13 protein-coding genes are annotated in these 13562 nt (G+C 64.2%); 5 read left to right on the plus strand and 8 right to left on the minus strand.

Annotated features, from left to right (window positions below; genetic code table 11):
• The first annotated feature begins 119 nt into the window (after window positions 1-119).
• Window positions 120-914: a thymidylate synthase gene (locus AC04SF_RS10020; RefSeq protein WP_488477980.1), complete on the plus strand. Its 795-nt coding sequence runs from the start codon at window positions 120-122 to the stop codon at window positions 912-914.
• Between the two features lie 233 nt (window positions 915-1147).
• Here the strand turns inward: AC04SF_RS10020 and AC04SF_RS10025 are convergent, their stop codons facing one another.
• Window positions 1148-1357: a TOBE domain-containing protein gene (locus AC04SF_RS10025; protein WP_488477652.1), complete on the minus strand. Its 210-nt coding sequence runs from the start codon at window positions 1355-1357 to the stop codon at window positions 1148-1150.
• 211 nt (window positions 1358-1568) lie between these two features.
• Between AC04SF_RS10025 and modA the strand changes: the two genes are divergently transcribed.
• The 4 genes from modA to AC04SF_RS10045 all read left to right on the plus strand — a co-directional run bounded on the left by modA (window position 1569) and on the right by AC04SF_RS10045 (window position 4615).
• Window positions 1569-2363 (plus strand): molybdate ABC transporter substrate-binding protein, encoded by a 795-nt coding sequence (modA, locus tag AC04SF_RS10030; RefSeq protein WP_488477653.1) that lies wholly within the window; start codon window positions 1569-1571, stop codon window positions 2361-2363.
• Window positions 2364-2383: 20 nt separating this feature from the next.
• A complete protein-coding gene (modB, locus tag AC04SF_RS10035; RefSeq protein ID WP_488477654.1) occupies window positions 2384-3088 on the plus strand; it encodes a molybdate ABC transporter permease subunit in 705 nt (234 codons plus the stop codon).
• Complete coding sequence (modC, locus tag AC04SF_RS10040; RefSeq protein WP_488477655.1) at window positions 3085-4197, plus strand: molybdenum ABC transporter ATP-binding protein; 1113 nt, start codon at window positions 3085-3087, stop codon at window positions 4195-4197. The genes modB and modC overlap by 4 nt, the downstream gene beginning before the upstream one ends.
• A gap of 76 nt (window positions 4198-4273) precedes the next feature.
• Window positions 4274-4615: a winged helix-turn-helix domain-containing protein gene (locus AC04SF_RS10045; RefSeq protein WP_095202221.1), complete on the plus strand. Its 342-nt coding sequence runs from the start codon at window positions 4274-4276 to the stop codon at window positions 4613-4615.
• Between the two features lie 54 nt (window positions 4616-4669).
• Here the strand turns inward: AC04SF_RS10045 and AC04SF_RS10050 are convergent, their stop codons facing one another.
• The 7 genes from AC04SF_RS10050 to AC04SF_RS10080 all read right to left on the minus strand — a co-directional run bounded on the left by AC04SF_RS10050 (window position 4670) and on the right by AC04SF_RS10080 (window position 13381).
• On the minus strand, window positions 4670-5623 hold the full coding sequence (locus AC04SF_RS10050; RefSeq protein WP_181823900.1) for a D-ribose ABC transporter substrate-binding protein: 954 nt from the start codon (window positions 5621-5623) through the stop codon (window positions 4670-4672).
• A 32-nt stretch (window positions 5624-5655) separates the two neighbouring features.
• A complete protein-coding gene (locus AC04SF_RS10055; protein WP_488477656.1) occupies window positions 5656-6822 on the minus strand; it encodes an ABC transporter permease in 1167 nt (388 codons plus the stop codon).
• Window positions 6785-8365, minus strand: coding sequence for a sugar ABC transporter ATP-binding protein (locus tag AC04SF_RS10060; protein WP_488477657.1), 1581 nt, complete (start codon window positions 8363-8365; stop codon window positions 6785-6787). Before AC04SF_RS10060 ends, AC04SF_RS10055 begins: the two co-directional genes overlap by 38 nt.
• The gene (locus tag AC04SF_RS10065; RefSeq protein WP_488477658.1) at window positions 8362-9021 is read right to left on the minus strand and encodes a DUF2291 family protein; all 660 of its coding nucleotides are present in this window, start codon (window positions 9019-9021) and stop codon (window positions 8362-8364) included. Before AC04SF_RS10065 ends, AC04SF_RS10060 begins: the two co-directional genes overlap by 4 nt.
• 321 nt (window positions 9022-9342) lie before the next feature.
• The gene (locus tag AC04SF_RS10070; RefSeq protein WP_488477659.1) at window positions 9343-11076 is read right to left on the minus strand and encodes a glycerol-3-phosphate dehydrogenase/oxidase; all 1734 of its coding nucleotides are present in this window, start codon (window positions 11074-11076) and stop codon (window positions 9343-9345) included.
• Window positions 11073-11849 carry a DeoR/GlpR family DNA-binding transcription regulator gene (locus tag AC04SF_RS10075; RefSeq protein WP_096447314.1) on the minus strand — a complete coding sequence of 259 codons (777 nt, stop codon included), beginning with the start codon at window positions 11847-11849 and terminating at the stop codon, window positions 11073-11075. Before AC04SF_RS10075 ends, AC04SF_RS10070 begins: the two co-directional genes overlap by 4 nt.
• Window positions 11846-13381: an FGGY-family carbohydrate kinase gene (locus tag AC04SF_RS10080; protein WP_488477660.1), complete on the minus strand. Its 1536-nt coding sequence runs from the start codon at window positions 13379-13381 to the stop codon at window positions 11846-11848. Before AC04SF_RS10080 ends, AC04SF_RS10075 begins: the two co-directional genes overlap by 4 nt.
• Between the last annotated feature and the right edge of the window lie 181 nt (window positions 13382-13562).

Here is a 13562-nt window from a genome sequence, read left to right on the forward strand (position 1 = left end):
CCAGGGCGAGTTCCAAAGACGGCTCCGCTTCCTATCCGGGTGGGGAAGACCTCAGACAGGCGTGGCGTCAGCGCTGACATGCGCTATGATTGGCGAAATCTCGAATCGAGCCGGAACCGATGCGCCAGTATCTCGACCTCTTGCAGCATGTGCTGGACAACGGCGCCGATCGCGGCGACCGCACGGGCACCGGCACGCGCTCCGTCTTCGGCTACCAGATGCGCTTCGACCTGGCGCGCGGCTTTCCGGTCACCACGACCAAGAAGCTGCATCTGAAGTCGATCATTCATGAACTCCTGTGGTTCCTGGCCGGCGACACCAACATCAAATACCTCACCGACCACGGCGTCACGATCTGGGACGAATGGGCCGACGAGAATGGCGACCTTGGCCCGGTCTACGGCAAGCAGTGGCGCTCCTGGGCGGACGGCCATGGCGGCTCGATCGACCAGATCGCCAATCTTCTGAAGGAGATACGCCGCAATCCTCAGTCGCGGCGGCTGATCGTCTCGGCGTGGAACCCGGCCGAGGTGGAAGCCATGGCGCTGCCGCCGTGCCACTGCCTCTTCCAGTTCTACGTGTCCGAGGGCCGGCTTTCCTGCCAGCTCTACCAGCGTTCGGCGGACATTTTCCTCGGCGTGCCGTTCAACATCGCGTCCTACGCGCTGCTGACGCTGATGGTGGCGCAGGTGACCGGGCTGAAGCCGGGCGATTTCGTCCACACGCTGGGCGATGCGCATCTCTATTCGAACCATTTCGAGCAGGCGCGTGAACAGTTGCGGCGCACGCCAAGGGCGTTGCCGACGATGTGGATCAACCCCGAGGTGAAGGATCTGTTCGCGTTCCGCTTCGAGGATTTCCGGCTGGAAAATTATGTCGCCGACGCCAGCATCAAGGCGCCCATCGCGGTCTAAGGTATGTCGATATTCAGGTGAGGCCGGCCTGTGAACGACGGCTTTCTGCGCTTCCGGCCTTCGCCGGCCGAAGCACTCATTCGCGGCGTGGCAGCTGAAGTAAGGCTACGGCCGGCGTAGGCCGGTGCTCACGGACCTGAATGTCCGCTCTGCTCGTCGCAAGGGCGACCCCGAAAGCCACCGTTTTCGGCTCGGCCTGACCTGAATCTCAACACACCTTAAGGTCGGTCCCGTCAGTCGATGCCGACCATCACGTCCGAGGCCTTGACCACGGCATAGGCCTGCTTGACCTTTTCGAGTTTCAGGTCGGCGACCGCTTCGTTGGTGATCGAGGCGGTGACGATGGCGCCGCCGCCAATGTCGATCCTGACATGCGAGGTGGTGGCTCCCTTGACGATCTCGGTGATAGTTCCCTTGAGGACATTGCGGGCGCTGATCTTCATTGGGCTCTCCTTTGCTTCTATGCATGTCGTTCTCCCCAAAACCGAGGTCACTTTTGGCGGCACGCATTAGGGTTTCCCGCTCGTCTTAGCAGAACAATCGACGGGCATAGGCGTTTTCGCAAGCGCCGGGCCTTCCCTTGTTATATTCATGCGGATATATCGATCAGCAGGCTTCGCGCCGCACGGATTTTCAAATCAGGGAGAGGTTTCGATGACGCGCAAGTGTTTCGGGTTGAAGGCGATCGCCATTGGCGGCTTGGCGGTGACGATGATGGCGGCGGTTCCGGCTGCATATGCGCAAGACAAGGTCGTGGTGTTCGCGGCGGCCAGCCTCAAGGACGCGCTCGATGCGGTGAACAAGGCCTGTGAGGCCGATGTCGGCGAGGCCGCGACCGTCTCCTATGCGGCGAGCTCGGCACTGACCAAGCAGATCGAGGGCGGGGCACCGGCTGACGTCTTCATCTCGGCCGATCTCGACTGGATGAAATATCTCTCCGACAAGAAGCTGACCAAGCCGGACACCGAGGTGAAGCTGCTCGGCAACGAGATCGTGCTGGTGGCGCCGAAGGATTCGACGGTTGCAACCAAGATCGAGAAGGGTTTCGACCTCGCCAAGCTGGTCGGCGACGGCAAGCTCGCCATGGGCGACTTCAAGGCGGTGCCGGCCGGCAAGTACGGCAAGGCGGCGCTGGAATCGCTCGGCGTCTGGTCCTCGGTCGAGGGCAAGGTGGCGCAGGCCGAGAATGTCCGTGCGGCGCTCAAGCTGGTTTCGACAGGCGAGGCCGCGCTCGGCATCGTCTATGCCACCGACGCGCATGCCGAGAAAGGTGTCAAGGTCGTCGGCACCTTCCCGGAGGATTCGCATCCGCCGATCATCTACCCGGTTGCCCAGACCGCCGATTCGAAGGACAAGGATACGCCGGCTTTCCTGAAATGCCTGCAGTCCGCCAAGGCTGGCGCGATCTTCAAGGAACAGGGTTTTACCGTGCTCACGCCGAGCAACTGAACAGGGCCCGATAGCGCAATATGACCTGGCTGCTGGACCTCACTCCCGACGAATGGAATGCGGTCCGGCTGTCCATCAAGGTGGCGACGGTGGCGATGCTCGCCAGCCTGCCGCTGGGCATCCTGATCGCGCTGCTGCTTGCCCGCGGACAGTTCTGGGGCAAGACGCTGCTCAACGGCGTGGTTCACCTGCCGCTGATCCTGCCGCCCGTGGTGACCGGCTATCTCCTGCTTTTGACCTTCGGCAAGCGCGGTCCGGCGGGCGCCTTCCTGGCCGAGCATTTCGGCATCGTCTTCTCGTTTCGCTGGACCGGCGCGGCGCTGGCCTGCGCCGTCATGGGCTTTCCGCTGATGGTGCGGGCAATCCGGCTATCGATCGAAGCGGTGGACCGCAAGATGGAGGCGGCGGCGGGCACGCTTGGCGCCAATCCTCTGTGGGTGTTCGCCACCATCACGCTGCCGCTGATCCTGCCCGGGCTGATCGCCGGCGCCATCCTGGCTTTCGCCAAGGCGATGGGCGAGTTCGGCGCGACGATCACCTTCGTCTCCAACATTCCGGGCGAGACGCAGACGCTGCCCTCGGCGATCTACACTTTCACGCAGGTGCCGGGCGGCGATGAAGGCGCATTGCGGCTGACATTGATCTCGATCGTCATCTCGATGGCGGCACTGGTCGCGTCGGAAGTGCTGGCGCGGCGGGTCGGGCGGCGGATGGATATCGAATGAGCGTGCTTGTCGACATCAGCCATAGGCTCGGCGACTTCGCCATCGAGGCGCGCTTCGAGAGCGCCGGGCGGCTCACGGCGCTGTTCGGGCCGTCCGGATCGGGCAAGACCACGTTGATCAACATGATCGCCGGGCTGATCCGGCCCTGCAAGGGCCGCATCGAGGTGGAGGGACGTGTGCTGGTCGATACCGATGCCGGCATTTTCGTGCCGAAGCACAGGCGCCGCATCGGCATGGTGTTCCAGGACGCGCGGCTGTTCCCGCATATGAGTGTGGCCAGCAATCTGCGCTACGGCCGCTGGTTCACGCCGCCATCAGAGCGCTACGCCGAGATGGATGCCGTTGTCGAACTGCTCGGCATCGGTCCGCTGCTTGGGCGGCGCCCGGCAAGACTCTCCGGCGGCGAGAAGCAGCGCGTGGCGATCGGCCGGGCGCTGCTCGCCAGCCCGAAACTTCTGCTCATGGACGAGCCGCTGGCCTCGCTCGACGAGGCGCGCAAGGCGGAGATCCTGCCCTATATCGAACGGCTGCGCGACGAGACGAAGATCCCGATCGTCTATGTCAGCCATTCGGTCGCCGAGGTGGCGCGGCTGGCGAGCGACGTGGTGATGCTGGCGCAAGGCAAGGTCGTTGCCAGCGGACCGACCGAGGCGGTGATGCAAAGGCTCGACCTGTTGCCGGCCGAAGAGCGCGGCGAGGGCGGGGCGGTGCTGGACACGAAAGTGCTGAGTCACGATGAGGTGTTCGGCATGACCGTGCTCGGCTCGGCCGCCGGCGAGATCCGTGTGCCGCGCCTTGCAATGAAGCCCGGCGCTCCCGTGCGTGTCCGCATTCGTGCCCGTGATGTGATGATCGCCACGGAGAGGCCGACAGGTCTCAGCGCGCTCAACATCCTGCCCGGCACGATCGTCGCGATCCGCCCGGGCGAGGGGCCGGTGGTCGAGGTCGGCATTGACTGCAATGGCGCAACGGTGCTGGCCCGCATCACCGAACAGTCGCGGCAGGCGCTAAAGCTGCGGCTCGGCGGCAAGGTTTTCGCGGTGGTCAAGACAGTGAGCTTCGACCGGGCCAACACCGGCGCCGGCCTGCCGCTCGATGTCGATGGCTGACAGGTGCGGCGATCGGCGCTATATTATTTTGGAATAGCGGTTTTGCCGAAATGAAGGTGACCGCGGAGGAGCAAAGATGCCATCGCTGAGCTTGCGGATAAATCTCGATCCAGACGGGCGGATTGGTCCGGGCAAGATCGAGCTTCTGGAGCACATCGCCACGTTTGGCTCGATCTCGGCCGCCGCGCGCGGCATGGAAATGTCCTACAAGCACGCCTGGGACCTGGTCGAGGACATGAATCGGGTGTTCGGCAAGCCGTTGGTCGCCGCGCAGACCGGAGGCCGCAAGGGCGGCGGCGCGCAGCTGACGGCCATCGGCCTGGCGGTGGTCAGCCGTTTCCGCGCCATCGAGCGCGCGGCGACCGCCGCGGCGGCGACGCATATGGACGCGCTGCAGGCGGAGATCGATGCGGGCTGACTGATCGGCGGGAACAGGAGAGGGGCGACCGAAAGGCCACCCCTCGTCGGTTTCTTACTCCGAGAGCGTGAACGGAGCCGTGTACTTGTCGACATTGTCCTTGGTGATGAGCAGGCAGTCGAACAGCTGCTTCTCGGTCGCAGCACCCGTCTTGCCGGTCTTGATAAAGGAGTCCGCCTGCTGCACGGCCTTCGCCGAGTAGACGGCCACCGGCTGCAGCACGGTGTATTGCAGGTCGCCGGCCTTGATGGCCGCGACAGCGTCCGGCGAGCCGTCGAAGCCGCCGACCTTGATGCTCGACAGTTTTCCGGCCTCTTTCAGCGCCGCGATCGCGCCGAGCGCCATCTCGTCATTGCCGCTGGTCACGCCGATTATGTCGGGATGGGCCTGCAGCAGGCTCTGCATCTTGTCGTGGCCCTGGGTGCGGTCCCAGTTGGCGACTTCCGAGCCGACCTTCTTGAGGTCGGGATACTGGCTGATCACGGTCTCGTAGCCGTTCGACCGCGTCGCGGCGTTGTTGTCGGATGGCGCGCCTAGCAGTTCGACATAGTTGCCCTTCTCGCCGATGGCCGTCACCCATTGCTGGCCGCCAAGTGCTGCGCCCTGGGCGTTGTTCGAGACAAGCTGTGCCTTGGCGAGCCCCTCCTGGTTGATCTCGGCATTGACGAGGAAGACCGGGATGTTGGCGGCGATAGCCTTCTTCACCGCGCCGATCGAGCCGCTGGCATCGGCCGGGTCAAGGATAATGGCCACGGACTTGTTGGTGATCGCCGTGTCGATCAGCTTGCTCTCGGTGTTGGTGTCGGCCTTGGAGGCACCGACGGTCGCGGTGTAGCCGAGCTTCTCGGCTTCGGCCTTGGCGACATTGCCTTCAGTGAGCCAATAGGGGTTGGCGGGATCGATGACGATGATCGAGATCAGGCCACCAGCCGACGCCGCGCTTGCCGCGACGATCGGCGCGGCCAGGGCGAAGGCCGAGAGCATCAGAATTCTGGCACTGCGATACATAGAGTTCCTCCTTTGGTTAGCAATCGCGCCGGTCAACCGGCAGTCTTCTCGAGGGCGGGATCGGCCGTTGTGGCCTTGTCCTTTTGTGGAGAAGTGGGCGAGCCGCCGGTCGGGCTCGGAAGCTTGACGCGGCGGCGATACTGGATGGCGTTGAGCAGCACCGCCAACACGATGACCGCGCCGGTGAACACTGTTTGCCAATAGGCAGAGACGCCGATGATCACCAGACCATCGGACAGGAAGCCGATAACGAAGGCACCGACCAGCGTGCCGCGGATATTGCCCCGGCCACCGGTCAGAGCGGCACCGCCGATGACGACGGCGGCAATTGCGGTGAGCTCGTATGAGGTGCCGGCGGTTGGTCCCGCCGAGGTCAGTTCGGACGATAGGATAAGACCGGCCACCGCCGCGCAGATGCCGGAGAGCATATAGACCGAGACCTGCACCTGCTTGACCGGCACGCCGGAGAGTTCGGCGGCGCGTTCGTTGCCGCCGGAAGCGTAGAGCCAGCGGCCGAAGGCGGTGCGGTTGAGGATGATGCTGCCGATGAGGGCAATGACCGCCATGACCAGTACGCCGATCGGGATGTCGAGCAGGCGGTTGAAGCCGAGCCACTCGAAGCCTGTGTTGCCGAGTTCCGGCTTGCCGCCGAGATCGTTGTAGGTCAGGCCGTTGGTCATCAGCAGCGCCGCGCCGCGCACGACGTAGAGCATGCCGAGCGTGGCGACGAAGGCGGGTACCTTCAGCCAGGCGATGAGAACGCCGTTGACCAGGCCGACCAGGGCGCCGAGCACGCAGACCAGCACCGCGACGACCCAGACCGGCGGGTAGAGGATGACGCCGAACGAGGTCAGCTGCACGCCCTGCATCAGGAAGCCGGCGATCACGCCGGAGAAGCCCAGCGTCGAGCCGACCGACAGGTCGATGCCGCCATTGAGGATGACCAGCAGCATGCCGACCGCCAGTATGCCGAAGATGGCGACATGCGAGGCCATGGTCAGGAAATTGCCGACCGAGAAGTAGTAGGGAGACAGCAGCGAGAAGACGATGATGATCGCGATCAGCGCGAAGAAGGCGCGGCCCTCCAGCAGAAGCTTGGCCAGGCTGAAGCCGTCGGTCGAAACCCTTGGCGAAACCCTCGGGGAGCGGCTGCGATCGGGGCTAGCGTCGGTCACGGTGGTGGCTCCTGTGTTCTTCATGGTCGGAGACCACGGCCTCGCCGGAAGCGGCCATGATCTCTTCCTTCGTGGCATCGGCAGTGAATTCGGCCGAGATCCTGCCGCGATGCATGACGATGATCCGGTGCGCGATGCTCAGGCATTCGGCGACTTCCGAGGTCGAGAAGACGACGGCGAGCCCGCGGGCCGCCCGTTCGCTGAGCAGCCGGAACACCTCCGCCTTGGCGCCGATGTCGATGCCGCGGCTCGGCTCGTCTAGCAGCATGACCTTGGGATTGGTGGTCAGCATCTTGCCGATGACGACCTTCTGCTGGTTGCCGCCGGACAGCGAGCCGATGGGGGCGCTGCCGCCAGAGGTTTTGACGTGCACGTCGCGGATCGAGGCTTCGACCAGCGACCGCTCCTGCGAGCGCGACAAGAACATTCCCCTGACGAAGGATCCGATGCTGGCGAGCGACAGGTTGGCGCCGACCGACATGGTCTGCACCAGGCCGTCGCGCTGGCGGTCCTCGGGCACCAGGACGAGCCCCCGGGCGATGCGTTCGGCAATTCCGAGGCGGGAGATGTCGTTGCCTTCGAGCAGGATGCGCCCGCCCGATGGCTGCAGGCGCCCGGCGATGCATTCCAGCAATTCGGTGCGCCCGGCGCCCATCAGCCCATAGATGCAGACGATCTCGCCGCTGCGCACGGCAAGCGACAGCCTGTCGACCACGGACCGTTCCGAACTCGAGGCATCGGCGACGCTGACATCCTCGACCCACAAAGCGACCTCGCCGAAGGCATAGCCGGTGGGCGGCGAGCCGAGGTCGAAGTTCTCGCCCACCATGTTTCGGACGATCCATTCGAGGTTGATGTGCCTGGCGTTGGCCGTCGCGGTGATCGCGCCATCCCTGAGCACCACGGCGTAGTCGGTGATCTGCAACGCCTCCTCGAGGTGGTGCGAGATGTAGACGATCGAGACGCCGCGGGCGGTCAGGTCGCGGATCACCCGGAACAGCACCTCGACCTCGGTGGCGCTCAGCGCCGAAGTCGGCTCATCCATGATCAGGATGCGCGAATCGACCGAAAGCGCGCGCGCGATCTCGACGATCTGCTGCTGCCCCAGGCGCAGGTCCTGGACCAGCGTCAGCGGATCGATGTCTTCCTCGAGATCGGCCATCAGCAGCCGCGTCTGCCGGGCTTCCTCGCCAAAATCGACGCCGGTCGCGCCGCGTATTTCCCGGCCCATGAAGATGTTGTCGCGCACGCTGAGATTGGGCGCGAGGCTGAGTTCCTGATGGATGATCGAGATGCCGCGGTCGCGGGCGTCGGAGGCGGAGGAGAAGGTGACGGACTGGCCGTCGAGCTCGATGCTTCCCGATGTCGGCGTGGTCACGCCGGAGAGGATCTTCATCAATGTCGACTTGCCGGCGCCGTTTTCGCCGAACAGCGTCGTAACCTTGCCGCGGCGTATGTCGAAATTGACCCCTTTGAGCGCGTGCGTGCCGCCATAGGTCTTTACGATGTGGCGGGCCGCGAGCACGGTGTCGCCCGGCGCCGGCTCGAACTCGGGCGCCGCATTCATTGGACGCTCAGCTTCACCGGCGCGACCAGCCAGCCTTTGGGATTGATCAGCTTGAAGACGCCGACGACCGAGATGGTCTTGCCGGTGAGCTGGGTGTTGTCGATGGCCGACAGCACCTGCTTCTTCATCTCATTGTTCAGGGCCGAGCCCGCGTTCTGGTACTCGATCTGGTTGGTGAACTGGCCGAAGGTGATCGCGCCGGTGGCGTCGCGCAGATCGGTGCCGTTGATCGCCGGCCCGGTCTGGACGCGAATGGCCAGATTGTCGGGAACGTCGGCGACCTTGACGGTGTAGATGCCCGACTTTCCTTCGCCGACCACACCGGTGAACTTGACCGAGAATTCGGTGCCGACATTGGCCGGCACGCCATATTGTTTCTCCGCCGCCGCCTTGTCCTTGGCGATGGCCGCGGCAAGCGTCGGCGCATCGACGGCGCGCTGTTCCACGGCGGATTGCACGTTCGGAAATTCAGCCTTGCCGAACGCCTCCGGCGAAAACGCGGCTTTGCGGGTGTCCTCGGCCGAGCCGATCGTGACGATCTTGGTGTCGAGGATCATCGCGCCGAGCAGCACCAGGATCGCGACCGCGGCGGCCACCCAGCGCAGGCCAGGCGATCCTCGCCGGTTCATCGTGGTGGCTGCTGGCTGCGAACTCATGCTGTGACGACCTGTGCAGTGGCGGCGATGAGGGGTGGCATTCCATTTTGTTGGCGTGAAGCGCCGCATAAGCCGCTGGACGGTCGGTCCGCTTGCATCGACCCCTCCCGCAGCGTGCTCCTCCAACGCAATCGACCATACATCGATGTGAAATTACCGTCAATGACTGTGATACTTCGCCGATAATGTAACATTCAAGTGACCAGACGGCTGCCATAGGTCGAGCAATGCTATTGATTTTATTGAGTTTTTAGAAATAAACAATATCTCACAGATGCCGTGATACGGTTGCTTCAAACCGGCAAGGTGGCTGTGCCGCGCTCAGGCCAGTTTGGCGCGGCGCTCCGGTTGCAGCCCCATCAAATTGGCGCCGTTGAGCTGCGTAACAACTTGATCGATCTCCTCGCTGGTCCTTTGCGGGGTCCAGCCGAGCGCCCGGCCAGCAACGATGGCGACCTGCTGCAAGTCGCCTATCGTCAGGGAACCGCTGATCGCCAGGGTCGTGCGCCGCATGACGATATCGGCGAGATGTTCGACGAATTCATTGCGAGCGATGTAGTCGATCTCCGACACGCTGTAGTCGCTCGAGTCCGGCAAGCGGTCTTCATTGCTCGATGCGCTCTGGTGGCGGGCTATCCGCGACGCCTTGGTGCCATAGCGCGACAGCAACTGGTCGAGGCGGGCCTGGTCGATGCCTGAGGCCGATGCGGCATTGACCAGCCATCTCGACCGCGCCGCTGTGTCGGCCGGGAAGTCCTTGCCGCCGCCGATCGGCATCGACCGCGTCGTCACTTTGCGGGCGCGGCCAAGACGATCAAGCACGGTGTCGGCGACTTCCTCGGCGAAACCGCGGAATGTCGTCCATTTGCCGCCGATCAGCGAGATGATCGGGAAGGGGCGCGACGGCTCCTGTTCCGCCACCGGCGCCGAATGGTCGCGGCTGATCAGGCCGGGGATAGCGGCGTCGGATGCGGGCAGGGGCCTGATGCCGCTATAGGCATAGACGATCTGGTCGCGTTCGAACCGCATGCCCGGCAACAGTGTGCGGACGCTTTCCAGCAGATAATCGATTTCCGCCGGCTCGCAGCGGACCGTATCCGGATTGTCGGCCGCAAGATCCGTCGAGCCGACGAGCGCCTTGCCGAGATAGTCGTAGACAAGGCAGATGCGGCCGTCATCGGCCTCGAAATAGAGCATGCGCCCGGCCAGGCTGTGCACCAGGGCATCGTGCTTCAACAGGATGTGCGAGCCCTTGGTGCCGCCGATCATCTTGGACGGCGCGCCGAGCGCTGCGTTGACATGGTCGATCCATGGGCCGGCGGCGTTGACGACTAGTCTCGGCCGCAGCGAGAATTCGCCGCCATTCTCCCGCCGGAAGGCCAGCACTCCGTTTGAGGAAGAGACCAGCGCGGTGTAGTTGGCCGCGCTGGAGTTGGGATTGGCCTCCAGCCCGTCGGCGATCAGCTCGAGCACCAGCCGTTCGGGATGTGTGATCTTGGCGTCGTAATAGGTGCCGGTGGCGACGATCGAGCCGGTCAGCGCCGGCATGTCGCGCAGCGCCTGACGGCGCCCGACGAGCCGATGGCGCGGCATCACCCGGTGCCTGGAGCCGTAGAAATCATAGATCATCAGGCCGATCTTGATGAGGACAGCACCTCGGCTGCGCGGCGCGCTGGTCGAGCCCAGCAGCGTGCGCAGTGCCGCCCACATGCCCTTGCCCCAGGAGAAGATCGGAATGACGGTCGGCAGAGGGCTGACATAATGTGGCGCGTTCTTGAGCAGCAGGTTGCGCTCCAGCGTCGACTGCGCCACCAGCCCGAATTCGCCGGTCTCCAGATATTTCAGCCCGCCATGGATCAGGCGCGACGGCGCCGCACTGGTGCCGGAGCCGAAATCCGCCTTGTCGACGATGCAGCAGCTGACGCCCTGCGCGCTGAGATCGCGAAACAGGCCGGCTCCGTTGATGCCGGCGCCGAGGATGACAACATCGATATCACCCTCATCGGGTGCGCCGTGGCGCTCGGAGCCGTGATGGCTTTCGGCCGTTGATGTCATGGCCTCGCCGTCTTGACGACGCGCAACTGAACCCCGGCCTGCTCCAGCTTTTGCGCATGCTTGTCGCTGATGCCGTCGGTGACCAGGACCGCCTCGAAGCTGATCAGGTCGTCGAGCACGTGCAGAGCCACCTTGTCGAACTTGGAATGGTCGACCAGAAGAATGCGCTTGATCGCCGCCGCCATCATCGCTTGCTTGACCCGCACCACATGCTGATCCTGGATGAAGGCCGTGGTGCCACTGATCGCCGATGCCGAGCAAATCAAGAGATTGGCGCGCAGTCGCGAGATCGCATTCTCGCAGACGATGCCGATATAGGCGTTGTAGGTGCGATGGTACTGGCCGCCGAGGCAGATGAAGTCGATGTCGTCGACATTGGTCAACAATGCCGCCGTCGACACGCTGTTGGTGATGACGGTCAGCGGCGTGACCTCGAGCAGCAGCGGCGCAACGGCATTGGCCGTGGTCGAATCGTCCAGGATGATCGCCTGTCCCGGCTCTACATAGTCCATCGCGGCGCGTGCCAGCGCGTCCTTCTCCGCCCGCCCAACCGTCACCCGGTAGCGGAAGGCGCTTTCGTAGAGGCCGGATGGCTGCACGGTGACGGCGCCATGCAGCTTGCGCAGCACGCCTTGGTGCGCCAGCTGGTCGATGTGGCGGTGGATGGTCATGCGCGACACGCCGAAATGCTCGACCAGATCGTCGATGCGCACCTGGCCGAGCTTTATGACGTATTCGGCGATTTCTTCGCGCCGTTCGTCGGCCTTGATCATGCTGTACCCCCCAATTCCTGCTCTGCAAGGCTTTCGATTTCCGCCCATTTCGGCCTGAGCTGCTCGGTAATGCGGCCATAGATGGAATAGCGCTTGTCGAAGACGGCGCTGCGTGCCGGGTCCGGACGGTATTCGCGGCTCACCGTGCAGGTGGCGCGCGCGCCGTCCTGCGGCGAGGCGAACAGGCCGACCGCCGCACCAGCGCAGAGGGCGGCGCCATAGGCGGCCGCCTCGTCGGTCGAGGTGACGATGACCGGCACGTTGAGCACGTCGGCGAACATCTGCGCGAAGGCCGGATTGCGCGAGCCGCCGCCGGTCAGCCGCACCTCGCGAATGGCAAAGCCGTCGCGCAGGGCTTCGACATGGGTGCGGTGGTTGAAGGCGATGCCTTCCAGCACCGCCTTCAGCATGTCGCCGCGGCCATGCCAGCCGCGCAAGCCGACGAAGCTGGCGCTGGCGGCATTGCCGTAGGGCGAACCGAACAGATAGGGGTGGAAGAGCAGGGTTGACGGCTTCTTCAGCGCGGCGTCGATTTCGGTCGCCAGCATCTGGTGGATCGAGCCGCTGGTCTTCCTGGCCTCGTCCTGTTCGGCGCGGCAGAGCGTGTCGAGAAACCAGTCGTAATTCGCCGTCGAGGCGGGCGAGATCGACATGTTGTTCCAGCGGCCGTGGTCGATGGCGTTGCGGCAGAACCAGCGCGGATCGGTGCGCGGCTCGGCGGAGACCACTTCGTTGATCGAGTAGGTGCCGGCGACGATGCTGACCACGCCATCCTCGTGGCCGCCAATGCCAAGCGCCGAGGCGGTGACGTCGTGCAGGCCGCAAGCGACAGGGGTGCCTTCGGCAAGCCCGGTCAGTGCTGCCGCCTCTGCGGTGGCGTAGCCGACAATGTCGGCCGAATGCGCAACTCCGGGCAAAGCCGCGAACAGTTCTTCCAGCCCAAAGATGCGCATCGCCTCGGGCGCGTAGGATTGCGTGCGCACGTCGGTGAACGAGGTGCTCGCCTCGGTCAGATCGGTGCCGACGGTGCCCGTCAGGCAAAAGCGCAGCCAGTCCTTGCAGCCGACGATATGGCCGATCTGGCTGAAACGTTCCGGGTCGTGCTTTTTCAGCCAGGCCAGTATCGCCGATGGTGCCGAAGCGTGCGGAACCTGCCCGGTCAGCGCGAGAGAATCGGCAAAAGCCGAACCCTTGGCCCATCCATCGACGACTTCGCCGGCGCGGCTGTCGAGCGATAATATTCCGGGGCCGAGCGGCCGGCGGTTCCTGTCGAGCAGATACAGCCCGTCGCCATGCGCGGTCGCCGCCACGGCCTTGATGTCGTCAGCCGGCCTGCCGCTGAGAGCAATGGCTTCCCTGATCGCCTCGGCGGTCGCCTGCCAGAGGCCCAGCATGTCGCGTTCGACCCAGCGGGGATGCGGCATGGATTGCGGCACGCGGCGCCTGGCCACCGACAATTGCGAGCCATCGGCATCGAAGATCACTGCCTTCGTCACCGTCAGGCCGTTGTCGATCCCAAGCAGGCTGGACATGATGATCCCGTTCAGCGTGAGCCGGTCAGCGTTGCGAATTGGTCCCGAACAAGGGTGGCGCTGAACATCATGGAAATCATCCTCGCCGGGATCCGCCGTTGCCGATTGCAGCCGCCGATGGAAACAGCGGCGGGATTCGAACCGGCCAACTGATCATACAATTCTGTGAATTTAACGTCAA

The sequence above is a fragment of the Mesorhizobium sp. CNPSo 4671 genome, assembly GCF_057784245.1.

Excerpts from the sequence above, each read along its gene's own strand:
- AC04SF_RS10080 (WP_488477660.1), bottom strand. The coding sequence starts at position 13,381 with ATGTCCAGCCTGCTTGGGATCGACAACGGCCTGACGGTGACGAAGGCA.
- modC (WP_488477655.1), top strand. The coding sequence starts at position 3,085 with ATGAGCGTGCTTGTCGACATCAGCCATAGGCTCGGCGACTTCGCCATC.
- AC04SF_RS10070 (WP_488477659.1), bottom strand. The coding sequence starts at position 11,076 with ATGACATCAACGGCCGAAAGCCATCACGGCTCCGAGCGCCACGGCGCA.
- modB (WP_488477654.1), top strand. The coding sequence starts at position 2,384 with ATGACCTGGCTGCTGGACCTCACTCCCGACGAATGGAATGCGGTCCGG.
- AC04SF_RS10050 (WP_181823900.1), bottom strand. The coding sequence starts at position 5,623 with ATGTATCGCAGTGCCAGAATTCTGATGCTCTCGGCCTTCGCCCTGGCC.
- AC04SF_RS10075 (WP_096447314.1), bottom strand. The coding sequence starts at position 11,849 with ATGATCAAGGCCGACGAACGGCGCGAAGAAATCGCCGAATACGTCATA.
- AC04SF_RS10065 (WP_488477658.1), bottom strand. The coding sequence starts at position 9,021 with ATGAGTTCGCAGCCAGCAGCCACCACGATGAACCGGCGAGGATCGCCT.
- AC04SF_RS10020 (WP_488477980.1), top strand. The coding sequence starts at position 120 with ATGCGCCAGTATCTCGACCTCTTGCAGCATGTGCTGGACAACGGCGCC.
- modA (WP_488477653.1), top strand. The coding sequence starts at position 1,569 with ATGACGCGCAAGTGTTTCGGGTTGAAGGCGATCGCCATTGGCGGCTTG.
- AC04SF_RS10060 (WP_488477657.1), bottom strand. The coding sequence starts at position 8,365 with ATGAATGCGGCGCCCGAGTTCGAGCCGGCGCCGGGCGACACCGTGCTC.
- AC04SF_RS10025 (WP_488477652.1), bottom strand. The coding sequence starts at position 1,357 with ATGAAGATCAGCGCCCGCAATGTCCTCAAGGGAACTATCACCGAGATC.
- AC04SF_RS10045 (WP_095202221.1), top strand. The coding sequence starts at position 4,274 with ATGCCATCGCTGAGCTTGCGGATAAATCTCGATCCAGACGGGCGGATT.
- AC04SF_RS10055 (WP_488477656.1), bottom strand. The coding sequence starts at position 6,822 with ATGAAGAACACAGGAGCCACCACCGTGACCGACGCTAGCCCCGATCGC.